The organism is Simplicispira sp. GW247-4R2A (assembly GCF_059424465.1).
Window position 1 is genome coordinate 55,197 of record NZ_JBWKZM010000018.1, and the last position, 23,583, is coordinate 78,779.

The window sequence follows — 23,583 nt, forward strand, 5'->3', positions numbered from 1 at the left end:
GTTCCTCGCTGTGTGCAGCAAGCTCTGTGTTGCTGCGCGGCCTCATAAATATAGCCCACAATGCCGCACACGCCCATCCACGATTGCATTGGAGACCCTTCATGCCCGGTTACGCCGACCCTGGCTTCGACACCCTGGCCCTGCACGCAGGCGCCATACCCGACCCTGCCACCGGCGCACGCGCTGTTCCCATTCACCTCACCACGTCTTTCGTTTTTGACTCCAGCGACCACGCGGCTTCGCTGTTCAACATGGAACGCGGCGGCCACGTGTACTCGCGCATCAGCAATCCCACCACGGCCGTACTGGAGCAGCGCATGGCGGCCCTGGAAGGCGGCGTGGGGGCTCTGGCCACCGCCAGCGGGCAAGCAGCCCTGCATCTGGCCATTGCCACTTTGATGGGCGCGGGCTCGCACATCGTTGCCAGCAGCGCGCTGTATGGCGGCTCCCAGAATCTTTTGCATTACACCTTGCGCCGCTTCGGGATCGAAACGAGCTTTGTACCGGCCGGCGATGTGGACGCCTGGCGCGCCGCCATCCGCCCCAATACGCGCCTGCTGTTTGGCGAGACCGTGGGCAATCCAGGCCTCGACGTGCTCGACATTCCGACCGTGAGCGCCATCGCCCACGAGGCTGGCGTCCCATTGCTGGTTGACTCCACGTTCACAACCCCCTGGCTGATGAAGCCTTTTGAACACGGGGCCGACATCGTGTACCACTCCGCCACCAAGTTCCTCAGCGGGCACGGCACGGTGATAGGCGGCGTGCTGGTCGATGGCGGCAGTTTCGATTGGGAAGGCTCTGGCCGCTACCCCGAGCTGACCGAGCCTTACGACGGCTTTCACGGCATGGTGTTCGCCGAGGAAAGCACAGTCGGTCCGTTTTTGTTGCGCGCGCGCCGCGAGGGCTTGCGCGACTTCGGCGCCTGCATCAGCCCACACACCGCCTGGCTGATTTTGCAAGGCATCGAAACCCTACCGCTGCGCATGCAGCAGCACATGCGCAACACGGAGCGCGTGGTGGAGTTCCTGGCAAGCCACCCTTTTGTGGCGCGTGTCGGCCACCCGATGCTGCCCTCGCACCCTAGCCACCAATTGGCGCAGCGGCTGCTGCCGCGGGGCGCCGGCTCCGTCTTCAGCTTCGACCTCAAGGGCTCACGCGAGCAAGGGAAGAAGTTCATTGAAGCATTGAAAATTTTCAGCCACCTGGCCAACGTAGGCGACTGCCGCAGCCTGGTCATTCACCCCGCCAGTACTACGCACTTCCGCCTCAGCGACGAAGCACTGAACGCTGCTGGCATCACCCAAGGAACGATTCGCCTGTCCATCGGCCTGGAAGACGTGGACGATTTGATAGACGACCTCAAGCGCGCCCTGAAGGCCGCAGAAAAAGCGGGAGCCTGAGCATGCGCTTGCCAGTCAACGGACACGACACCTATTGCTACACCGGCGGGCGCAGCTTCGACCCGACTCGACCCACCGCCGTCTTGATCCACGGCGTGCTCAACGACCACAGCGTCTGGGCCATGCAGAGCCGCTGGCTGGCCAACCATGGCTGGAACGTGCTGGCAGTCGATTTGCCCGGCCATTGCCGCAGCGCCGGCGCGGCCCCCCAAAGCGTGGAGGAAGCGGCGGATTTCATCATCGCCTTGCTCGACGCCCTGGGGGTGGAGCGTGCCGCCTTGGTCGGGCACAGCTGGGGCTCGCTGATTGCGCTAGAGGCGGCGAGCCGCATGAAAGCGCGCGCCACGCATCTCGCCCTGGTGGGAACGGCGTGGCCCATGAAAGTGTCGCCTGCCCTACTGGACGCGGCCCTGAATGCCCCAGAGACAGCGCTGCGCATGGTCAACGTGTACTCCCGCAGCACCTTGTGCGCGCCACCCTCGGCACTCGGGCCTGGAACCTGGGTCTTTGGCGCCCAGATGGCGCTGGGCCGGCGGGTGTTGGCCAGCAATCCCGAGGTGAATGTCTTTCACCGAGGGTTCATGGCATGCGACCAGTATGCCGGGGGCGAGGCTGCCATGGCGCGCATTGAATGCCCCGTGCTGTTCGTGCTCGGCGCGCAGGACCAGATGACGACACCCAAGGCAGCACAGACCTTGGTGGCTGCCGCAAGGCAGGCAGGCAAAGCGGTAACCGTGCGCATGCTGCCCGTGGGGCACAACGAAATGACCGAAGCGCCGGAGGAAACGCTGGCGGCGCTGCGCGATTTTCTGGTGGATCGCCACGATAGGAATTAAGAAGAAAACAGGCCCTAGCGCTTATCAAACATAGCGTTTTAGCTATATAAATAAGAGCGTTTTCGCACACCCAGCGCACGCACTGTGGGCAGATAAAAACAGGTGCCCTCGCTACCGGTGGTCTTGCACCCATGCCCAAAGGGGCCGACGACCATTAGCGCGGCTTGCGTATGTCGGGGTCGACCCGCGCCTCGAAGCGGTCGCTGTTGCTGCCAAACCCGACCGGTTGATCGGGCGCTGGCGGTGCTGTGGTGGGAACGGGGGGCAATTCGTCCTGCGTCAGAAAGGGCAGAGGCGCACTGCTCTCGGCTTGCTCGGACAGAGCGTCCAGGTGCGCCACGTCGCTCAGGTCGAGATCAAGCGCCGTGCTGCCGGCCGCCGCTGCCGGATCGGCCGGACGGTCCCCAGGGGTCTCGAAGGCCCAATCGTGCTCAAACTCCATCAGATTGCTGGCGGGAGCGGCGGTGGGCTCAATCAACTCTGCCTGAGGCGTTTCCCAATCCGTGGGCTCCAGCGGCGTCGTACGCGTGCGCGAACTCGAAATGCCGCGCGTGGCGGCAGGCGTTGTGCGCGCCACCGCGTGCAGCAACAAAAGGTCGTCGTAAGCAGGCAAATCGAAGCGCTGCTGCTCGCTCGCTTGGCCTCGAAAGAGCAATTCCTGCAGCAAGGGCACTACGGACGGATCGCACCACAAGGCCTCGATCCGCGCCAGCACCTCGGGGTAGGCAAACAGCGTCTTTCCCTGGCGAGAGAATGCGGCAAATTCGGGCACCTGCGCGTTGAAATAGCGGTGAAACTGCGTACGCAGCGCATTGAACTGCTCAATCCGGCTCAGTGACCGGTACAGGCGCAACAATTCAAGGTATGCCAGGGGCGAGGACGTCTGATTGGCCTCAATGTGTTTTTTCATCACATCAATGGCTTGGTCGTGCTCTCCAACGGAAACGAAAAACTCTGCCTGCTGCTGCAGATCGAACAAATCTTCCGGGTTCACCACCGCAGCGACGGGTGCAGGCGCATCGGACGTGGCAGGCGTCACGGGCTCGACCTGCTCCACCGACCCGGTCTCCTGCAAATGTCCGAACTCAATGGGCAGCATGCCCGATGGCAAAAGCTCTGGCTCAGTGGGCCGCACGCGCAGTGAGTGCTCAGCATGCACAGGTGCCCGCACGGACGCCATCTGAGCCGCAGTGCTGGCAGCACTTGCCGAAGCGGCCTCCGTATTTTGCACAACCGCCTGCGCCCAGGAGCGCTCGCCGCCAGGCGCCGGCCGGCGAAGCCGCGTCCACATCCATAGCAGCGCCCCCGCAAGCAAGAGCAGCAACGCGCTGAGGACATAGACGACCTGTGCAGAGAAACGCTCAGCCACCCGTTGTTGCAATGCCTGTTGAACCTGTAGCGCAGCTGCCTTGTCGCGCTCGGCCTGGGCGTGCTGCTTGGCCAATTCGGTTTCCTGTGCAACCTGGCGCGCCGCCTCCTGCAACAGCTCTTGCGGCTGCATGTTCAGCGCCCGCCAGCGTGCAGCGGCTTCTTCACGCTGCACTGGAGACGCGGGCGACAGCGTTGCAATCTCTGGAGAAGCCCGCAATACGGAAGGCGCTTCCAGCCAATCGGACAAAGGTTCCATGACCAAGCGTGAGCGTCCCGAGTCTTCCGCTGCCTTGGGCACGGCAGCTTGGTGGCCCGCTCGGCCATGCTTAGGTCGCTTCACAGACTTCTGGGGTGCTTCTGCAACTGCCTGGGTGCGGCGACCCGGCATGCCACCCGAAGCTTGTGCCCGCCCGGAAGGCCCTGAGAGACCTGCGGCAGGCTGTTGGGGCATGTTTGCCAAGCTTGCAGCAGCAAGCTGGCGAGCACTCAAAGAGGTTTCCGGATAGGCCAATACGGTATAGGTACGCACCACGCTGCCCGAACAGCCGGCGGCAAGCCGCACACTCAGCACGGGCTCATTGATCGGTTGTGTGCTCTGGACACGGATGGCCGTGGCACGCCCCTCCCTCGGGGCAACGGGAGACACCAGAATTTGGCTGCGTGAGAGCGGTGTGTCCCCAGCCGTCACGTCCGCGCTGATGCAGGCATCTGCCAACTGCGCGCCATCGGTGTGCACGTCGAACACGAGGTCCAATGGCCTACCCAGCACCACCGTGCCCTGGGGATTGCCAAGGGACAGTGCCGCTGCACCGCTCGCCGCGACCCCCATCGAGACGGCTAGGAGAAGATTGCGAAGTCTCACTTTTTTTTCAATTTGCTTCAGGTAATTCTTGCATAGATTGCAGTATTTACGCGAACGGGATAATCAAACAATGAAAAAGCAAATTTCACGTGTCGGTATCGTGGGCGCTGGCGCCATGGGCCAAGGCATTGCACAGCTTGCGGCGCAGGCTGGCTGCACCGTTTTGTTGCTCGACATACGCCCGGGGATTGCACAAAGCGGTACCACCGCCATAGCCGCACATTGGCAGCGCATGGCGGCCACGGGCAAATGCACGGCGGAGACGGCCTCCAGGTGGCAAACCCAGCTTTCCACGGTCGATCAGATGCCTGAACTGGCGAGCTGTGATCTGGTGGTAGAGGCCATCATTGAGCGTACGGATGCCAAGCTCGCCTTGCTGGCTGAGCTCGAAGCTATCGTCTCACCCGGCGCGGTGCTGGCGAGCAATACCTCGTCGCTCCCCATCACGGCGTTGGCCGTCAGGCTGGCCCACCCGGGTCGCTTTTGCGGTTTTCACTTCTTCAACCCGGCACCTCGCATGAAGGTGGTGGAAGTGGTGCCCGGCCTCAAGACGGATCCACGCACTTGTGACGCCCTCGCGGACCTGGCCGTGCGCATGGGGCATACGCCGGTGCGCGCACAAGACACTCCCGGCTTTATCGTGAACCATGCAGGCCGGGCGTTTGGTACGGAAGCGCTGCGTATCGTCTCCGAAGGTGTGGCCGACTTCGCGACGGTCGACCGCATTCTGCGTGACCAGGTGGGCTTTCGCCTGGGCCCTTTCGAACTGATGGACCTTACCGGGCTTGATGTGTCGCACCCGGTCATGGAATCCATCTACCACCAGTTCTACGAAGAACCCCGGTTTCGCCCCAGTGTGATCACCGCACAGCGCCTCGCCGCAGGCGTGCTGGGTCGCAAAAGCGGCGAAGGTTTCTACCGCTACGAGCAAGGGGTGGCCCAGGTGCCCACAGAAGCGCCGACCCCTGCGGTGAACGTGATCCCGGCGGTATGGGTGTCCCCTCGCGCCGCGCGCCGTGCCGAGATTTACCAGTTGCTCAAGGACCTCGGCGCGTCCATTGAAACCGGGTCAGCACCGTCCAGCCAGGCCTTGTGTCTTGTGGCACCGCTGGGCTTTGATATCACCACGGTTGCGGTGGTGGAGCGGCTGGACCCGGCGCGCACCGTCGGCATCGACATGCTCATCGACGACGCCAGCACACGGCGCCGTGTGCTGGCCACCAACCCGGCGACGCGCTCGGACATGCGCGACGCTGCGCATGCACTCTTTGCACGCGACGGCAAAGCCGTGAGTGTCGTGCGCGACAGCGGCGGCTTTGTCACGCAGCGCGTGGTGGCGCACATCGTGAACATCGCCAGCGACATATGCCAGCAGGCGATTTGCAGCCCCTCCGACCTAGAGCTTGCCGTCACGCTCGGCCTGGCCTACCCACTTGGGCCTCTCGCCATGGGCGACCGCTGGGGGCCGACCAACATCCTGGAAGTGCTGTTCAACCTGCAGACCGTGTATGGTGACCCGCGCTACCGCCCCAGCCCCTGGTTGCGCCGACGCGGTGCACTGGGTCTGAGCCTCACCCACACAGAGGGCTGACACGCCATGGCTGCCGAACTCCTAAGCCACACCGAGGGCCAGACCCTGGTTCTGACGCTGCGCAACCCCGATCAGCACAACACGCTGGGCCCCGACATCTATGCCGCCGGCATCGAAGTGCTCAACGGTGCCGAGCGAAGCACCGATATCCGCAGCGTAGTGTTGACGGGTGCCGATGGCCTGTTCAGTGCCGGGGGCAACCTGGTGCGGCTGCAGGCCAACCGCACGCTTGATCCCGCGGTGCAGGCGGCCAGCGTGACGGCTCTGCACGACTGGATCGAAGCGCTCAGAACCTATCCCAAACCCGTGGTTGCAGCAGTCGAAGGTGTGGCTGCGGGGGCAGGCTTCGCTCTGGCTCTGGCCTGCGATTTTCTTGTGGCATCGCGCAGCGCACGCTTCTCGCTTGCCTACAGCCGCGTCGGCCTGTCACCTGATGGCGGTGCAAGCTGGGCTCTGGCGCAGGCCATTCCGCGCACGCTGGCGGCAGAGTGGCTGATGCTGGGCGATACGCTGCCAGCCGAGCGCCTGCATGCGCTCGGCATCGTCAACCGGCTGACCGATCCCGGCGCTGCGCTGGGCGGTGCTCTGGATTTGTGCGCAGCCCTCCATGCGCGCGCGCCCAATGTGCTCGCCAGCGTCAAGGAACTGCTCGCCGAGGCGCGCACCAACGATCTGCATGCCCATTTGGCCGAGGAGCGCAAGCACTTTGTCCGCAACCTGCAGCACCCCAACGCAGGCGAAGGTATTGCAGCTTTCCTGGACAAACGCAGGCCCCATTTCCGCTGAAAAATGCTGCTGGCCACGTGCGTGCCAGACACCCAGGAGACATCGCAAGCGCGGGCCAGCCGGTCCCGGACGCGACAATAAAACCGCCACCAGTCACCCACAAGACAGACCATGGACGACCCTATTCTTACTATCGACGAACGCGAGGCGATCAACTCTGGTCGCTGGTTTTCTTCCCTCTCCCCTTCGCTGCGACACGACATTCTCCGATGCGCCTACGTCAAACGTTTCAAGGACGGCAGCCTGATCTGCGCCCGTGGCGATCCACCGGAGGATTGGATCGCCTGCGCCAAGGGAGCGGTACGCGTGAGTTCGACCTCCATCTCGGGCAAGCAGATCACACTGACGTACGTGGAGCCGGGCATCTGGTTTGGCGACGTTTCCATCTTCGACGGCGACCGGCGCACACACGACGCCTATGCCCATGGGGAAACCACCATCTTGTGCGTAGCCAAGAGCGATTTCAAAAAAATCCTGGCGGTGCACGTCGAGCTCTACGAAGCCATGCTGCGACTGCATGCGCGGCGCATTCGCCAGCTCTACGGTCTGGTGGAAGATCTCAATACCTTGCCCCTGCGCGCGCGCCTGGCCAAACAACTGTTGCACCTGGTGCGCAGTTACGGCATCTCCAGCCTGTCCCACAACGACGAAATGCGCATTGGCCTGCAACTGGCGCAGGAAGAGTTGGCACAGCTCCTGGGCGCCTCGCGCCAGCGGGTGAACCAGGAACTCAAGGCCATGGAGCGGGACGACATCATCCGCATCGAGCCGGGTGGCTTGGTGGTGTGCGACCGCCCCGCGCTGATGCGCCTGACCGAGCTCGACAACTGAGCATGTACCACCCATGAGCAACTTTGACCATTTTGTTGGCACACGCCCGGTGTCTGACACACACGCATTCGACACCGCAGCCTTGAGCGCCTGGCTGGCGCCGCGGCTGGAAGGTTTTGCCGGCCCTTTGCAGGTGGAGATGTTCAAGGGCGGCCAATCCAATCCGACCTACAAATTGGTCACGCCGAGCCGCAGCTATGTGATGCGCGCCAAGCCCGGTCCGGTGGCCAAACTCCTGCCCTCGGCGCATGCGGTGGAGCGCGAATTTGCCGTCATGAGCGCGCTGCAAGGCACCGACGTGCCCGTGCCACACATGCACGTGCTGTGCGAGGACGAATCCGTCATCGGACGCGCCTTCTACATCATGGAGTACATGGAAGGCCGTGTGCTGTGGGACCAGGCCCTGCCCGGCATGACGCCCGCGCAGCGCGGTGCCATCTACGACGAAACCAACCGCGTGATCGCTGCGCTGCATACCGTGCCGTATGCCGAGCGTGGCCTGGCGGGATATGGCAAGCCAGGCAATTATTTCGAGCGCCAGATCGGCCGCTGGAGCAAGCAGTACCAGGCGTCCATCACCCAGCCGATTGCCGAGATGGACCGGCTCATGGAGTGGCTGCCCGCACACATTCCCGCTGGCGCGCGAGACGAGGCACGCACGTCCATCGTGCATGGCGACTTCCGCCTCGACAACCTCATGTTCCACCCCACCGAGCCGCGCGCCATTGCCGTGCTCGACTGGGAGCTGTCCACGCTCGGCCACCCGCTGGCCGACTTCAGCTACCACTGCATGGCCTGGCACATTCCGCCCGGCATGTTTCGCGGCATCGGCGGGCTGGACCACGCGGCGCTGGGCATCCCCTCGGAAGCCGAGTACATCCGCCGCTACTGCGAACGCACGGGCCTTGCTACCCCCGAGGAACTTGCGCGCGACTGGAATTTCTACCTGGCCTACAACCTGTTCCGGCTCTCAGCCATCTTGCAAGGCATTGCCAAGCGCGTCGAAACAGGCACGGCGTCGAGCGCCCAAGCCAAGGCATCGGCCACCGGCGCAAGGCCGCTGGCGGAAATGGCCTGGGGCTTTGCCCAGCGCAGCTAGCGGCTTCCATTTTTGAAGGAGAACTCCATGGACTTTGACTATTCCCCCAAGACCAAGGACTTGCAGGCACGCCTGATCAGGTTCATGGACGAACACATTTACCCCGCTGAAGCAGACCTGGCACGGGAGCTGGCCGCCAACACCCAGGCGGGCAAGCGCTGGACGCCGCTGTCGACCATTGAAAACCTCAAACCCAAGGCGCAGGCTGCGGGGCTGTGGAATTTGTTCCTGCCCGTGGACACCGCCGAAGCCTCGGGCTACCAGGGCGCGGGGCTGACCAATCAGGAATACGCACCGCTGGCCGAAATCATGGGCCGCGTCGTCTGGGCCAGCGAGGTTTTTAACTGCTCGGCACCGGATACCGGCAACATGGAGACCATCGCACGCTACGGCGACGAAGCGAACAAGGCGCGCTGGCTCAAGCCACTGCTCGAAGGCAAGATCCGCTCGGCCTTCGCCATGACCGAGCCGGCCGTCGCCTCCAGCGACGCGACCAACATCGAGACCCGCATCGAGCGCCAGGGCGACGACTACGTCATCAACGGCCGCAAGTGGTGGACGTCCGGCGCCAACGACCCGCGCTGCGCCGTGTTCGTCACCATGGGCAAGACCGACCCCGAGGCGCCGCGCCACTCGCAGCAAAGCATGGTGCTGGTGCCTGCCAACACCCCCGGCGTCAAGATCCTGCGCAACCTAAACGTCTTTGGCTACGACGACGCACCGCATGGCCACGCCGAAGTGCTGTTTGAAAACGTCCGGGTCCCCACGTCGAACATCCTGCTGGGCGAAGGCCGTGGTTTTGAAATCGCGCAAGGACGCCTTGGCCCAGGGCGCATCCACCACTGCATGCGCCTGATCGGTCTGGCCGAACGCGCACTGGAACTGATGTGCCGGCGCGCGCTTTCGCGCGTCGCCTTCGGCAAGACCGTAGCGCAGCAGGGCGTGACCCAGGAGCGCATTGCCGAAGCACGCTGCAAGATCGACATGGCACGTTTGCTGACGCTCAAGGCCGCCTGGATGATGGACGTGGCTGGCAACAAGGTCGCCAAGACCGAAATCGCCATGATCAAGGTCGTCGCGCCCAGCATGGCCTGTGACGTGATTGACTGGGCTATACAGGCGCACGGCGGTGGCGGCGTGAGCGACGATTTTCCGCTTGCCTACGCGTACGCCGGCGCACGCACCTTGCGCTTTGCCGACGGCCCGGATGAAGTGCACCGCGCTTCCATCGCCAAGATGGAGCTGGGCAAATACGCAGCACCCAAAGCGCACTGACGGCCACCACCCAGTACGCCTCAGATATATCAAAAACCATAGCTACTAGCGCTTACCCCATAAGCGCTAGTAGCTATTTTTACGTATATTTTTTCAAAAACCAAACGCTAAGCGCCGTGCACGTCCCCATCCCGGACATGAAACGTCAGCACCGGGGCATCCGCTCCAAAGGGCGTGCCCAGGGATATCTGCCCACTGCCATGCAGCATGCAGGCGTCACGCCGCAAACGCACTTCTGTCTCGCTGCCATCGAAGCGCACCCAGCTGCCAAAGCTGCTCACATCGGTGAGCGTAAAGCACCCTTGGCGCCAGTCGATGCGCGCGTGCGTGCGTGAGACACGCGGGTCGTGTACAAAGCAGTCCGCTTCAGGCGAGCGCCCTATGTGCAGAGGCGCTTCTTCCGAACCAAAGCTGCGCATATCGTCCAGCCAGGCCAACTCCACGCTCGCTGCTCCATGGTCAATGGGCGCAACCAAACTCGACAACCCCGCGTGTTGGGTCAACGCGTCCTGCGGCAGGTCTTGGCGCCAATCTGCCTGGTACACCACCTGTGATTCGGACTTGCCGCGAATGTCGAAGGCGCCCAGACGACGAAATTGCACTTGCAGCACAGCGCCAGCGTCCACGGCCGTGGCGTCAGTCACCCACACTTCATTGGCCAGCGCACGCTCGCACAAACGCGATGCCACATTGACGGCGTCTCCGTAGGTATCGCCATCGAGCTCCATCACTTCGCCGCTGGCGATGCCGATACGAACCGCCATGCGCAGGGGCTCAGCCCAGCGCGCCAGATTCGCTTGGTGGCTGCGCTGCAAGGCCGCTGCGGCCGTGATCGCCGCAGAGGCCTCCACAAACACACTCAGCACACCATCGCCCAGCTCCTTGACGACGCGGCCACCATAGGCCACGACGATGTCACCCATCCAGCGGGTCAAGCGGCTGACCACCTTGGAAGCTCGCTCGTTGCCAAGGGATTCATACAACGCGGCGCTTCCCGACAAGTCGGCAAACATGACGGTGGCAAAGGTGCGCAAGGGGTGCTTTTTCAGGCAGGCGGTAAGTAAAACAGTTTAGGGCAGCAGCCTGCAGTCGTGGGCCCACTGTCGCTAAGCACCCACAGTCGCATCGGCTCGCGGCACGGACAGCCAGTGGGCGGCGCCCTGCCCTGCCATGCGCCCGCTGGCCAAGCACGCCGTCAGCAGATAGCCGCCCGTCGGCGCCTCCCAGTCGAGCATCTCGCCGCAGCAAAAGACACCAGGGCGACAGCGGAGCATCAGGTGCGCGTCCAGAGATTCCTGCGCTACGCCGCCCGCCGTGCTGATGGCCTCCGCGACAGGCCGCGCTGCAAGTACCGTCACCGGCAAATGCTTGATGGCGGCCGCCAGGACAGCAGCATCGCTGAGTTGTTCTTTGGTCAGCAGTTCGTGCAGCAAGGCCAGCTTCACGCCCGAGAGACCCAAGCGACTTTTCAGATGGGTGGACAACGATCGGGAGCCACGGGGATGCGCAACCTCGGCAGTGACCCGTTCGGCAGGGTGATCAGGCAACAAATCCAGATAGAACGTGGCACTGTGGCTGCGTGCAATTTCGTTGCGCAAGAGCGCGGAAACTGCATAGATCAGGCTACCTTCCACCCCTGTACTGGTCACCACAAACTCGCCGCGCCGCACAAAACGATTGCCCACACTGTCCACAAATGACAGCGCTACCGATTTCAGCGCTGCGCCTGCATGGCGCTCGCAGAAATGAGCGCTCCAGCCGCTGGCCTGCGCCACGCCCTGCCCCACCAAGTCTTTAAAAAACTCCCGCCGATTCTCGCCGCGCAGAGCCGCCCCACCCACGACATCAAAGCCGCAGTTGGCGGGCAGCAGCGGCGCCACCTGCGTCCCATCAGCGGCAAGTAGGGGCACCCATGCCCCATCCGAGCCCAATTGCGGCCAGCTCGCACCCCCAAGTGCCAATACCACCGTGCGCGCCAGCACACGGTGCGAACCGTGCGGCCCTTCCAACAGCAGCGCTCCATCATCGGCCCAGCCCCGCCAGCGCTCCCGCATGTGCAGTTGCACCCCGGCAGCGCGCAGGCGTGACAACCAGGTACGCAAAAGAGGCGCCGCTTTCATCTCCTGCGGAAACACACGCCCAGAAGTGCCAATGAAGGTACTCACCCCCAGGCTCTGTGCCCAGGCCCGCACTTGCGGCGCCCCCAGCTCTGCCAGCCACTGCGCCACCCAGGGCGCACGGTCGCCGTAACGCTGTACGAAGGCCGACTCGGGCTCCGAATGCGTCAGATTCAGCCCCCCTTTGCCCGCGAGCAGGAACTTGCGCCCCACAGAAGGCATGGCATCGTAGAGATGAACGCGCCATCCGGCGGCGGCAAGCTGCTGGGCAGCCATCAAGCCCGCGGGCCCCCCACCCACCACCACGGCATCAACAGCCGTGCCGGCCTGGCTTATAGGATCGTCCAATTTTCTAGTCCTTCATATATCGTTTTTCGCTATGACAGTCATAGCAAACTTAGACCCTCCCAAGGGTGGGTGGGAGTCTGTTTCTGTCACAATCGCGGTACTCTATCTGTTTCGCATCGATCAAAGGAAAAGCATGGCCAGCGATCTCATCAAGCACCTCTCAGACGCCAGTTTCGAAGCCGACGTGCTTCAGTCTGCAACGCCCGTCCTGGTGGACTACTGGGCCGAGTGGTGCGGCCCCTGCAAGATGATTGCCCCCATCCTCGACGAAGTAGCTGGCAGCTACCAAGGCAAGCTGCAAGTCACCAAAATGAACGTGGACGACAATCGCGAGGTGCCAGCGCGCTATGGCATCCGTGGCATTCCAACGCTGATGCTGTTTCGAAACGGTGAGCTTGCCGCTACCAAGGTGGGCGCCATGAGCAAGGCACAACTCACCGCCTTCATCGACCAGCAACTGGCCTGAGACAAGCCTGCGCTGCTGCGGCCAGCCCGCAGTCCGCGCAGCTCTTTTTTGTGATCCACGAGCCGCAATCGCCCGTTGGCCTTGTCCTGAGTTTTTCCTGTCATAATCATTTCCGCTCTCCGCTACGCAAACCCCGGCGTCCGATTCGAGCACTTCAGGCCTGACAGATCCGCTCACAGCGGCCTTCCTGGTACAGAGCCTCTTCCCTGATTTCTACCAACTCCGCTCAGGAGTCACTCCATGCACCTCAACGAACTCAAGGCACTGCACGTGTCCGAAGTCCTCCAGCAGGCGGAAGCGCTTGACATCGAAAACGGCGGCCGCATGCGCAAGCAGGAGCTGATGTTCGCAATCATCAAGAAGCGCGCCAAGGCGGGCGAGCAGATTTTTGCCGATGGCGTACTGGAAATCCTGCCTGATGGTTTTGGTTTCCTGCGCAGCCCCGACACCAGCTACACCGCCAGTACCGACGACATCTATATCAGCCCCAGCCAGGTACGGCGCTTTAATCTGCACACTGGCGACATGATCGAGGGCGAGGTGCGTACGCCCAAGGACGGCGAACGCTACTTTGCGCTCACCAAGCTCGACAAGGTCAACGACGGCCCGCCCGAGCAGAACAAGCACAAGGTGATGTTCGAGAACCTCACGCCGCTGTTTCCCAAGGAACACATGCGGCTTGAGCGGGACATCAAGAGCGAAGAAAACATCACCGGCCGCATCATCGACATCATCGCGCCCATCGGCCGCGGCCAGCGCGCACTCATCGTAGCGCCCCCAAAGAGCGGCAAGACAGTGATGATGCAGCACATCGCCCATGCCATCACGGCCAACAACCCCGACGTGCACCTGATGGTGCTGCTGGTGGACGAGCGACCGGAAGAAGTGACGGAAATGCAGCGTACGGTGAAGGGCGAGATCATTGCCTCCACCTTCGACGAGCCCGCCGCGCGCCACGTGCACGTGGCCGAAATGGTGATCGAGCGCGCCAAGCGCCTGGTCGAGCTCAAGAAGGATGTCGTCATCCTTCTCGACTCCATCACCCGTCTGGCACGCGCCTACAACAACGTTGTGCCCTCGTCGGGAAAGGTTTTGTCAGGCGGCGTCGATTCCAATGCCCTGCAACGCCCGAAGCGTTTCTTCGGCGCAGCGCGCAAGGTAGAAGAAGGCGGGTCGCTGACCATCATCGCCACGGCACTGGTCGATACCGGCAGCCGGATGGACGAAGTGATCTTTGAAGAGTTCAAGGGGACAGGCAACTGCGAGATTCACCTCAGTCGCCGCCTCTACGAAAAGCGCGTCTTCCCCGCCATCGAGCTCAACAAGAGCGGCACGCGACGTGAAGAGCTTCTGCTGGCGCCAGAAATCCTGCAAAAGACACGCATCCTGCGCCAGTTCATGTACAACATGGACGAAATTGAGTCCATGGAGCTCATGATCAAGAACATGAAGGCCACCAAGAGCAATGTCGAGTTCTTCGACATGATGCGCCGCGGCGGATAAAAGTTATAATTGCAGGCTTTTTTGCGGAAAGTAGGTCAGATGGTCTGGCCCGGCTCCCGCAGCGACATTCAAGGATCAGCATGAAAGAAGGCATTCACCCCAACTACCGCGAAGTGCTCTTCGTGGACCTCTCCAACGGTTTCAAGTTCGTCACGCGTTCGTGTGCGAACACCAAGGAAATGGGCAAGACCGACGACGGCCGTGAACTGCCGCTGTTCAAGCTCGATACCTCCAGCGAATCGCACCCCTTCTACACGGGCACGCAAAAGTCGGTCGACAACATGGGTGGCCGCGTCGAGCGCTTCCGCAACCGCTTCGGCAAGACAACGGCCAAGTAAGCAACGGCAAGCGCACTGGCGGGCCCTCAAAAGCCACCTCCAAACGCCAGCGCCCTCGCACCCATCGGAAGACAGCCCGGGAAACCGCGCTGTCTTTTTGTTTGCCCGTATGCTTGGCTGCAAATCTATCGCCTGATTCCGTGTGAACCAACCGACTCCCGCCATCGTTCCCCACAGCGCCGTGCGACCACTGCCGCGCTGGGCGCTATTGCTGCTGTGCACAGCCTACGTGCTGCCAGGTTTTATTGGCCGCGACCCCTGGCGCGGGGCGGACGTCACCACCTATGGCTACATGCTGCAACTGGCGCAGGGGCATACGCCATGGCTGGCGCCACTGCTGGGCGGGCTTCCGCCGGAATCAGATGGCTTGCTGCCCTACTGGATTGGTGCCTGGGCCCTGCAAGGCACAGAAGGCATCCTGCCTGCCATCTTCGCCGCCCGGATTCCCTTTGCACTGCTGCTGGTGCTGACCTTGTGGGCCACCTGGTGGGGTATTTATGCACTGGCACGCAGCCCTGGTGCGCAGCCCGTGGCATTTGCCTTTGGCGGTGAGGCCTCACCCGCAGGCTATGCCCGTGCCATCGCCGATGGTGGGCTGCTTGCGCTGCTCGCCAGCCTGGGGTTGGCCCAGCCTTCGCATGAAACTACCGCCTATCTCACACAGCTGTGTGCCACCGCGCTGGTGTTCTACGGGTTGGCGGCCATGCCCCGTCACCGCTGGGGCCCGTGGGTGGCAATGTCCTTGGGTCTGCCCGGCTTGGTGCTGAGCGGCGCTCCGGTGCTGGCGGTGCTCTATGGCACGGGTGGCGCGGTGCTGTGCCTATGGGCGCCAGAGCAGTCGCAGCACAGCGCACGCAATGGCCGCGCTGCCTGGGGCCTGCTCGCGCTGACCCTGGCGGCGGCGCTGCTTGCATGGCAGTTGGGCCTCTCGGAGCGGCATGTCTTCTGGCCGGATTTCGAGAAAGACGGGCACAACCTCGCACGCCTGCTGCTGTGGTTCACCTGGCCCGCCTGGCCGCTCGCGCTGTGGACCTTGTGGCGCTGGCGCGGCCATGTCTTCACCCGGTCATTGCAACGCCATTTGTGGCTGCCCATGTGGTTTGCCGGGTGCGCACTGGGCGCCACGGTCCTCTCGCGGCCAGCAGACCGCGCGCTGCTGCTGGGCCTGCCGGCGCTGGCAGCGCTCGCTGCCTTTGCACTGCCCACGCTCAAACGCAGTGTTTCGGCCTTGATCGACTGGTTCACTCTGCTGTTTTTTTCGGCCTCGGCGATTGCGATCTGGGTCATCTGGATCTCCACGCAAACCGGCATCCCCGCCCAACCAGCCGCCAACGTCGCCCGGCTGGCACACGGCTTTCGGCCAGAATTTTCCGCTGTGGCGCTGGCCGTGGCGCTGGCGGCCACAGCAGCATGGTGTGCCGTGGTCGTCTGGCGCACGGGGCGCAACCAGAGCGCGCTGTGGAAAACGCTGGTACTCCCGGCGGCGGGCACCACGCTGTGCTGGCTACTGCTCACCACCCTGTGGTTGCCCATGCTTGACTATGCGCGCAGTGACGCACCGCAGGTTCGGGCTTTGCAGGCGCTCATCGGCCGCCCCGTCTGCGTGCATGTCCTGGGACTGGACCAGGGCCAGTTTGCCGCGCTACAGATCTTTGGCAGCATCACCATGCAGCCGCTCACCGCTGCTGCGCCGTCATGCCCCTGGCTCGTGGAAGCCGACGATGCTCCCACCCCGGCCTTGCGGCGCACACCGCCCGACGCGAAGGAGTGGGTGCTGGCGGGCCGGATCGGCCGACCAACAGACCGCAACGATACGCTGGTGGTGTATCGGCGTGCCCCGCCCTGATTGGCGCATCAGCCGCTCAAAGCGGCACCTGCCGCCGGCGCAGCCGGAAGGCGGGAAACGTGATCCGGAACGATGAGCCCTTCCCCACCACACTCTCGATGAGCAGTTGGGCACCGTGGCGCTGCGCCACATGCTTGACGATGGCCAGCCCCAGCCCCGTGCCGCCGGTATCACGCGAGCGGCTGCGATCGACCCGATAGAACCGCTCGGTGATGCGCGGCAGGTGCTCGGCGTCAATGCCTGGCCCGGTATCGCGCACCGAAAAAACCGCACTGCCATCGGGCTGCCAAGCCCATTGCACATCGACGCTGCCATCACCCGGGGTATAGCGAATGGCATTGCCCACAAGATTGGCCAGAGCACTGTGCAATTCGGCCGGCACGCCCGCAATGTCACCCACATCTTCGGGACGGTTGAACTGCGAAAAACGGAGCGTCTGCCCCGGTGCGATCAGTGCCTGAAGGGCACGCGCCTCCTGCTCGCAGCGTTCCAGCAGCGCGGCGACCGGCACCCATTCAGCAATTCCGGGTGGCGGGCTGGCCTCAAGCCGTGAGAGCGCCAGCAGCCCCTCGACCACACGTTGCATGCGTTGGGCCTGCTGTGCCATGAGGGCAAGGTAGCGTGACTTTTCCTGGGGATCCAGCGTGAGCGTTTGCAAGGTTTCAATAAAACCTGCCACGACGGTGAGCGGCGTACGGATCTCGTGCGACACATTGGCGACGAAATCGCGCCGCATGGCTTCGGCCTGCTCCACTGCAGTCACGTCGCGCGTCAGCATGAGCTTCTGGCCATCGCCATACGCGCACAGCTGGATCGACAGGCGGGCCACATGCGCACTCTCGGCCGGGCGCGTGGAGATCACCACATCGTGCGACCAGTCTTTTCCGGCCAGGTAGGCGGTAAAGTCCGGGTCGCGCAGCAGGTTGCCAATGAACTGCAGCACATCGCGCTGCGCATCGATGGCCAGGTGTTGTGCAGCGCGCTGGTTGCACCAGACAATCCGGCCCCGGTCGTCGAGCAGCAGCACGCCATTGGGCGTGGCCTGGAGCGCATCGAGAATCCCATGCAAGCGCTCGTCGCTCTCGTGCGTCGCCTGGTCCCGCACACGCAGCAGGCGCTGCACCCGGTCCACGGCTTCCCCCAGTACCCCCACGCTCGCCGGGGCGGGACCGTCGGGGGCGGCGCGTAGCCAGTGCAGCATGCGGGCGGATCGCAGCAGATCGACCAAAAACCAGCACCAGACCACCCCGGCGCCCACCCACACCGCTGCCCAAACGCCGCCCAGCCAGAAACCGAAGGCAGCCCCGAGCAGTTGCACCAGGAAAAAAATCAGCGCGCGGGCCAGCATGGACATAAGAGCCGGGGTATTGAACAGAAAAAATTGATCAAATTGGCCTCTGGCGCTTTATACATATGGGCTGCAGGCTATGAATGTGAGAGCACATCACAGCCGAATAACTCCGGCGCCGCTTCAGTCGGGGACGGTTGAGCCGCCTCCAGCCTGACCGGAAAACCGGTAGCCCGCGCCACGCACCGTCTCGATCATGGCGCCCGCCTGGCCCAGCGCTTCGCGCAGGCGCTTGACGTGCACATCCACCGTACGCTCCTCAATGAAAACATGGTCCCCCCAGACCTTGTCCAGCAACTGAGCGCGGGAGTGCACCCGCTCGGGGTGCTTCATGAAGTAGCGCAGCAGCCTGAATTCCGTAGGGCCCATGCGCAGCTCAGTGCCCAGATACATCACGCGGTGCGTAGCGGCATCCAGCAGCAGACCGCCAAGTTCCACCGCCTCCGCAACCTGCTCAGGCGCACGGCGGCGCAGCACGGCGCGGATGCGCGCCAGCAACTCCTGGGTGGAAAACGGCTTGGTGATGTAGTCGTCCGCGCCGGCATCGAGGCCGGCGACCTTGTCGGGCTCGTCGCCGCGCGCGGTCAGCATCAGGATGGGAATGCCGCGCGTGCGCGCGTCGCCGCGCCACTTTCGCGCGAGCTGCAAGCCACTCTGGCTGGGCAGCATCCAGTCCAGCAGAATCACGTCGGGCAGTACGGCGTCAAGCTCGCGCTGTGCGCTGGGGCCGTCTTCGGCCCACACGGGCACAAAACCGTTGTGCCTGAGGTTGACGGCAATCAGTTCGGCAATCGCCGGTTCGTCCTCTACCACCAGCACTTTGGGAAGATGCCTCATCAGCGCAGCACCGACTCGATCTCGGCCACCGAGGTGTGGCGCACGTCCGTACCCTCGACCAGGTAAATGATGAGTTCGGCCACGTTCTTGGAGTGGTCACCGATGCGCTCAATGGCCTTGGCGATAAACAGTAGATCGAGGCTGGGCGAAATGGTGCGCGGATCTTCCATCATGTAGGTGATGAGCTTGCGCACGAAGCCATCGAACTCCTCGTCAATGAGGTCGTCCTCCTTGAGAATGGCCAGCGCTGCCCGAGTGTCGAGCCGCGCAAACGCATCCAGCGCCTTGTGCAGCAAACCGGAGGCGAGATCGGCAGCCACGCGCAGGTCCATGGTGGGGAGGTTGCGCGGCGCGCCAGTTTCGATGATGGAGCGCACCATGCGCGCCATCTTGCTGGCCTCATCACCCATGCGTTCCAGGTTGGCCGTGGCCTTGGAGAAAGCCATCAAGAGGCGCAGGTCACGCGCGGTGGGCTGGCGCCGGGCAATGATGGTGGAGAGCTCGCGGTCGATATCGACTTCGAGCGCATTGATACGTGTCTCTAGCGTGGCTACGGTGTCCACGGCCTCCAGGCTGAACTGCGACAGGGCGCGGATGGCGTGACCGATCTGCGATTCCACGAGCCCGCCGAGTTCCATGACACGGGCCGAAACGGTATTGAGCTCGGTATCGAACTGCGAGGATAGGTGCTTTTCTGTCATGTTGCCTCCGGTCAGCCAAATCGGCCGGTGATGTAGTCTTCCGTTTCGCTGCGCTTGGGCTTGACGAACAACTGCTCTGTTTCGCCAAATTCCATCAGATCGCCGAGGTACATGTAAGCGGTGTAGTCGCTGCAGCGGGCCGCCTGCTGCATGTTGTGGGTCACGATGACCACGGTGTAATCGGCCTTGAGCTCGGCAATCAGCTCCTCGACCTTGGCGGTTGAAATGGGGTCGAGCGCGGAACACGGCTCGTCGAGCAGCAGCACTTCGGGTTTGATGGCAATGCCGCGCGCAATGCACAGACGCTGCTGTTGTCCGCCCGAGAGGCTGGCGCCGCTCTGATGGAGCTTGTCGCGCACCTCTGTCCAGAGCGCTGCCTTGCGCAGCGCCCATTCCACGCGCTCGTCCATCTCAGGAGCACTCAAGCTGTCGAACAGCTTGACGCCAAAAGCGATGTTGTCGTAGATCGACATGGGAAACGGCGTGGGCTTCTGAAACACCATGCCGACCTTGGCGCGCAGCAGGGCCACATCCTGCTTGCTGGTCAGCAGATTCTCGCCGTCTAGCACGATCTCGCCTTCGGCGCGCTGCTCGGGATAGAGCTCAAACATGCGGTTGAACGTGCGCAGAAGCGTCGATTTGCCGCATCCCGACGGCCCGATGAACGCGGTGACCTTGTTCTCAGGAATGTCGAGGTTGATGCCCTTGAGCGCATGGAACTTGCCGTAATAGAAGTTCAGGTTGCGCACCGTGATCTTGGGCGCAGTCGGCATGGCGGCAGTGTTCAGCCTGGAAGGCGGTGCAAGCGTGGTGGTCAGCATGGTGTCCAAACAGACGGCTTACGCCGTTTCATTTTTTGACGCGCGTGAGCACGCGCGCCAGGATGTTGAGGGCCAGCACGGCCATGGTGATGAGGAACACCCCCGCCCAGGCCAGCTTCTGCCAGTTCTCGTAGGGGCTCATGGCGAACTTGAAGATGGTCACCGGCAAGCTGGCCATGGGCTTGGACAGGTCGGCGTTCCAGAACTGGTTGTTCAGCGCGGTAAACAGCAGCGGCGCCGTCTCGCCCGCGATGCGCGCCACCGCGAGCAGCACACCGGTGATGACGCCGGCCCGCGCCGCGCGCAGCGTGATGAAAGAAATCACCTTCCACTTCGGCGTGCCCAAGGCATAGGCGGCCTCGCGCAGGCCCGCCGGCACCAGCAGCAGCATGTTCTCGGTCGTGCGAATGACCACCGGCACCACGATCAGCGCCAGCGCCAACCCCCCGGCGTAGCCAGAGAAGCTTTTGAAGCGCGTCACCATGACGGTATAGACGAACAAGCCGATCACGATGCTGGGCGCCGAGAGCAGGATGTCGTTCACAAAGCGTGTGACCTGCGCCAGCGGGCCGTGGGTGTCGTACTCCGACAGGTAAATGCCCGCCAGGATGCCGATCGGCGTGCCCACGAAGGTGGCCAGCGCCACCATGGTGAGCGAGCCAAAAATGGCGTTCGACAGCCCCCCCGCTTCGTTGGGCGGCGGCGTCATTTCGGTGAACAGCGCCAACGACAACCCGCCCAGACCCAAGCGGAGGGTTTCCCAAAGAATCCACACCAACCAGAACACGCCGAACACCATGGCCAGCAGCGACAGACCCAGCGCAATGCGGTTGACGCGCTTGCGCCTGGCAAAACGCGCGGCCCGTGCAGCGCCCAGGTCGGCCGCTGAAATCAAGGTTTGCGAGGTGCTGCTCATGACCGGGCTCCTTCGTTCTTCTGCAGGCGCAGCAGCAGAATTTTTGACAACCCCAGCACCACGAAGGTAATAAAAAACAGCACCAGCCCCAGGTAGATCAGCGACGCCTGGTGCAGCCCCTCGCCCGCCTCGGCGAACTCGTTGGCGAGCGCGGACGTGATGCTGTTGGCGGCGGCAAACAGCGACAACGAATCGAGCTGATTCATGTTGCCGATCACAAAGGTGACCGCCATGGTCTCGCCCAGCGCACGGCCCAGCCCCAGCATGATGCCACCCAGAACCCCCGTCTTGGTATAGGGCAGCACGACCTTGGAGACCACCTCCCAGGTCGTCGAGCCCAAGCCGTAGGCCGACTCTTTGAGCAACGTGGGCGTCACTTCAAACACATCTCGCATCACCGCCGAGATAAACGGAATGATCATGATCGCCAGGATGATGCCCGCCGACAAAATGCCAATGCCCACGGGCGGACCTGACACCAGCGCACCCAGATACGGCACGCCAGAAAACAACTTTTGCAGCGGCGCCTGCACCCAGGTCGCCAGAATGGGGCCAAACACCATCAGGCCCCACATGCCGTAGACGATGGACGGAACGGCAGCCAACAACTCGATGGCCGTGCCCAGCGGGCGCCTGAGCCAGCCGGGTGAGAGCTCGGTGAGGAACAGCGCAATGCCGAAACTCACCGGTACGGCAATCAGCAAGGCGATGGCCGAGGTGGCCAAGGTGCCGTAAATCATCACCAGACCACCGTACTCATCCTTCACCGGGTCCCACACGCTATTGGTCAGAAAGCCCAGCCCATAGGCTTCGATAGCGGGCCAGGCCCCGATGACCAGGGACACCAGGATCCCTGCCAAAGTTGCCAGGGTGAGCCAGGCCGCCGCATGCGCAAGCAGCGCAAAAACACGGTCGGCCAGTACGCCGGAGATTCGAAACTTACGCGGTGGAGGCATATTCTTCTGGGCGCCCGCCAGAGCATGGGCGCCTGGCGCGGAGGAAACGGTAAGTGTAGACACTAGGCTGTCCTGGTGATCGAAATCGGGCGGCGGCGCCCAATGCGCCGCGCCCAACCGCGCTTACTTGAACGTAACGGCCTTGCCCGAGCTGTCCTTGATCTCGCCCCAGGCCTTCATGATCACGGCCTTCACGCTATCGGGCATGGGCACGTAGTCCAGATCGGCCGCCGTCTTGTCACCATGGGTGTAGGCCCAATCAAAGAACTTGAGTACCGTGGTGGCCTGCATGGGCTTGTCCTGCACCTTGTGCATCAAAATAAAGGTAGCGCCCGTGATGGGCCATGAGTCTTTGCCAGGCTCATCGGTGAGGATCTGGTAGAAGCTCTTGTTCCATTCGGCGCCCGCCGCGGCGGCCTTGAAAGCCTTGTCCTCAGGCGAGACAAAGGTGCCGGTGCTGTTGGACAGCTGCACGTACTTCATCTTGTTTTGCTTGACGTAGGCGTACTCCACGTAGCCAATGGAGTTGGGCAGACGGCCGACGAAGGCAGCAACACCCTCGTTGCCCTTGCCACCCGCGCCGGTGGGCCATTTCACTGTCGTGCCTACGCCCACGGAGGACTTCCACTCGGCATTCACCTTGCTCAGGTAATTGGTGAAAATGAAGCTGGTGCCCGAACCGTCTGCGCGGCGCACCGGAGAAATATCGGCATCAGGCAGCTTCACGCCAGGGTTGAGCGCCACGATGGCAGGATCGTTCCAGCGCTTGATCTTGCCCAGATAAATATCGCCCAGCACGTGCCCACTCAACTTCATCTGGCCGGCTTCGATACCTTGAATATTGACCACCGGCACCACGCCACCGATCACGGTGGGGAACTGCATCAAGCCCTTCTGAGCCAGGTCCTTATCTTCCAGGGGCATATCAGAAGCACCAAAGTCCACCGTCTTGGCGTCGATCTGGTGGATGCCGGCGCCCGAACCAACCGACTGGTAATTGATGCGCACGCCGGTCGCCTTGTTGTAGTCAGACGCCCATTTGGCATACAGCGGCGCGGGAAAGCTGGCGCCAGCGCCGGTAGCCTCTTGCTGCGCGTACGCGCCGCCAGCAAACGCCACAGCCACTGCGCCAGAGACCAAAATTCGAATCATTGAACCGTTCATTGCAAAACCCCTTGCCTTGGTTGATGGAAAGCAAGTGCAATTTAGGCGCTCAATGTGACATGTCTGTGACATGTGCGACTCCCTGCATCCGTCGAAACCACCAGTGTCACAGCACCGTCACGGCACAAATATACGCTGAGCGCTTCTTCCACCAACCGCTTCGCGCGG

At 62.9% G+C, this 23,583-nt stretch carries 21 protein-coding genes; 11 read left to right on the forward strand and 10 right to left on the reverse strand.

The annotated features are described in order from the left end of the window. Nucleotides 1-101 precede the first annotated feature (101 nt). Nucleotides 102-1,403, forward strand: coding sequence for an O-acetylhomoserine aminocarboxypropyltransferase (locus AC07ZH_RS13145; protein ID WP_119110450.1), 1,302 nt, complete (start codon nt 102-104; stop codon nt 1,401-1,403). 2 nt (nt 1,404-1,405) lie between these two features. Beyond that, a complete protein-coding gene (locus AC07ZH_RS13150) occupies nt 1,406-2,239 on the forward strand; it encodes an alpha/beta fold hydrolase (protein WP_495200125.1) in 834 nt (277 codons plus the stop codon). A 154-nt stretch (nt 2,240-2,393) separates the two neighbouring features. Here the strand turns inward: AC07ZH_RS13150 and AC07ZH_RS13155 are convergent, their stop codons facing one another. After that, nucleotides 2,394-4,439: a type IV pilus assembly protein FimV gene (locus tag AC07ZH_RS13155; RefSeq protein ID WP_495200126.1), complete on the reverse strand. Its 2,046-nt coding sequence runs from the start codon at nt 4,437-4,439 to the stop codon at nt 2,394-2,396. Between the two features lie 103 nt (nt 4,440-4,542). Between AC07ZH_RS13155 and AC07ZH_RS13160 the strand changes: the two genes are divergently transcribed. The 5 genes from AC07ZH_RS13160 to AC07ZH_RS13180 all read left to right on the forward strand — a co-directional run bounded on the left by AC07ZH_RS13160 (nt 4,543) and on the right by AC07ZH_RS13180 (nt 10,054). Further along, nucleotides 4,543-6,063, forward strand: a complete 1,521-nt coding sequence (locus AC07ZH_RS13160; RefSeq protein ID WP_495200127.1) for a 3-hydroxyacyl-CoA dehydrogenase — start codon at nt 4,543-4,545, stop codon at nt 6,061-6,063. A gap of 6 nt (nt 6,064-6,069) precedes the next feature. After that, nucleotides 6,070-6,849: an oxepin-CoA hydrolase, alternative type gene (locus AC07ZH_RS13165; protein ID WP_495200128.1), complete on the forward strand. Its 780-nt coding sequence runs from the start codon at nt 6,070-6,072 to the stop codon at nt 6,847-6,849. A 111-nt stretch (nt 6,850-6,960) separates the two neighbouring features. Next, nucleotides 6,961-7,680 carry a Crp/Fnr family transcriptional regulator gene (locus AC07ZH_RS13170; RefSeq protein WP_495200129.1) on the forward strand — a complete coding sequence of 240 codons (720 nt, stop codon included), beginning with the start codon at nt 6,961-6,963 and terminating at the stop codon, nt 7,678-7,680. Nucleotides 7,681-7,693: 13 nt separating this feature from the next. Beyond that, nucleotides 7,694-8,779 carry a phosphotransferase gene (locus AC07ZH_RS13175; RefSeq protein WP_495200130.1) on the forward strand — a complete coding sequence of 362 codons (1,086 nt, stop codon included), beginning with the start codon at nt 7,694-7,696 and terminating at the stop codon, nt 8,777-8,779. A gap of 27 nt (nt 8,780-8,806) precedes the next feature. Further along, on the forward strand, nt 8,807-10,054 hold the full coding sequence (locus tag AC07ZH_RS13180; RefSeq protein WP_495200131.1) for an acyl-CoA dehydrogenase family protein: 1,248 nt from the start codon (nt 8,807-8,809) through the stop codon (nt 10,052-10,054). A gap of 107 nt (nt 10,055-10,161) precedes the next feature. Here the strand turns inward: AC07ZH_RS13180 and AC07ZH_RS13185 are convergent, their stop codons facing one another. After that, nucleotides 10,162-11,088, reverse strand: a complete 927-nt coding sequence (locus AC07ZH_RS13185) for an adenylate/guanylate cyclase domain-containing protein (protein WP_495200132.1) — start codon at nt 11,086-11,088, stop codon at nt 10,162-10,164. 72 nt (nt 11,089-11,160) lie between these two features. Then, nucleotides 11,161-12,519 (reverse strand): TIGR03862 family flavoprotein, encoded by a 1,359-nt coding sequence (locus tag AC07ZH_RS13190; RefSeq protein ID WP_495200133.1) that lies wholly within the window; start codon nt 12,517-12,519, stop codon nt 11,161-11,163. A gap of 133 nt (nt 12,520-12,652) precedes the next feature. On the opposite strand from AC07ZH_RS13190, the gene trxA reads away from it, so the two are divergent. From trxA to AC07ZH_RS13210, 4 genes are all read left to right on the forward strand, one after another. Beyond that, nucleotides 12,653-12,985 carry a thioredoxin TrxA gene (trxA, locus tag AC07ZH_RS13195; protein WP_119110441.1) on the forward strand — a complete coding sequence of 111 codons (333 nt, stop codon included), beginning with the start codon at nt 12,653-12,655 and terminating at the stop codon, nt 12,983-12,985. Between the two features lie 240 nt (nt 12,986-13,225). Continuing rightward, nucleotides 13,226-14,488: a transcription termination factor Rho gene (rho, locus tag AC07ZH_RS13200; RefSeq protein ID WP_119110440.1), complete on the forward strand. Its 1,263-nt coding sequence runs from the start codon at nt 13,226-13,228 to the stop codon at nt 14,486-14,488. Nucleotides 14,489-14,568: 80 nt separating this feature from the next. Beyond that, complete coding sequence (locus AC07ZH_RS13205) at nt 14,569-14,826, forward strand: type B 50S ribosomal protein L31 (protein ID WP_495200134.1); 258 nt, start codon at nt 14,569-14,571, stop codon at nt 14,824-14,826. A 142-nt stretch (nt 14,827-14,968) separates the two neighbouring features. Further along, a complete protein-coding gene (locus AC07ZH_RS13210; protein WP_495200135.1) occupies nt 14,969-16,672 on the forward strand; it encodes a hypothetical protein in 1,704 nt (567 codons plus the stop codon). Between the two features lie 16 nt (nt 16,673-16,688). Here the strand turns inward: AC07ZH_RS13210 and phoR are convergent, their stop codons facing one another. From phoR to pstS, 7 genes are all read right to left on the reverse strand, one after another. After that, complete coding sequence (gene phoR / locus AC07ZH_RS13215) at nt 16,689-18,026, reverse strand: phosphate regulon sensor histidine kinase PhoR (RefSeq protein WP_495200136.1); 1,338 nt, start codon at nt 18,024-18,026, stop codon at nt 16,689-16,691. 117 nt (nt 18,027-18,143) lie between these two features. After that, a complete protein-coding gene (gene phoB / locus AC07ZH_RS13220) occupies nt 18,144-18,857 on the reverse strand; it encodes a phosphate regulon transcriptional regulator PhoB (protein WP_495200137.1) in 714 nt (237 codons plus the stop codon). Next, nucleotides 18,857-19,558, reverse strand: a complete 702-nt coding sequence (gene phoU / locus AC07ZH_RS13225) for a phosphate signaling complex protein PhoU (RefSeq protein WP_119110435.1) — start codon at nt 19,556-19,558, stop codon at nt 18,857-18,859. The genes phoB and phoU overlap by 1 nt, the downstream gene beginning before the upstream one ends. A gap of 11 nt (nt 19,559-19,569) precedes the next feature. After that, on the reverse strand, nt 19,570-20,331 hold the full coding sequence (gene pstB, locus AC07ZH_RS13230) for a phosphate ABC transporter ATP-binding protein PstB (RefSeq protein WP_495200147.1): 762 nt from the start codon (nt 20,329-20,331) through the stop codon (nt 19,570-19,572). Between the two features lie 76 nt (nt 20,332-20,407). Then, entirely contained in the window at nt 20,408-21,295 is an 888-nt protein-coding gene (pstA, locus tag AC07ZH_RS13235) for a phosphate ABC transporter permease PstA (protein WP_119110434.1), read from the reverse strand. Beyond that, entirely contained in the window at nt 21,292-22,251 is a 960-nt protein-coding gene (pstC, locus tag AC07ZH_RS13240; protein WP_119110433.1) for a phosphate ABC transporter permease subunit PstC, read from the reverse strand. Before pstC ends, pstA begins: the two co-directional genes overlap by 4 nt. 123 nt (nt 22,252-22,374) lie before the next feature. After that, the gene (gene pstS / locus AC07ZH_RS13245; RefSeq protein ID WP_119110432.1) at nt 22,375-23,415 is read right to left on the reverse strand and encodes a phosphate ABC transporter substrate-binding protein PstS; all 1,041 of its coding nucleotides are present in this window, start codon (nt 23,413-23,415) and stop codon (nt 22,375-22,377) included. Nucleotides 23,416-23,583: the final 168 nt, after the last annotated feature.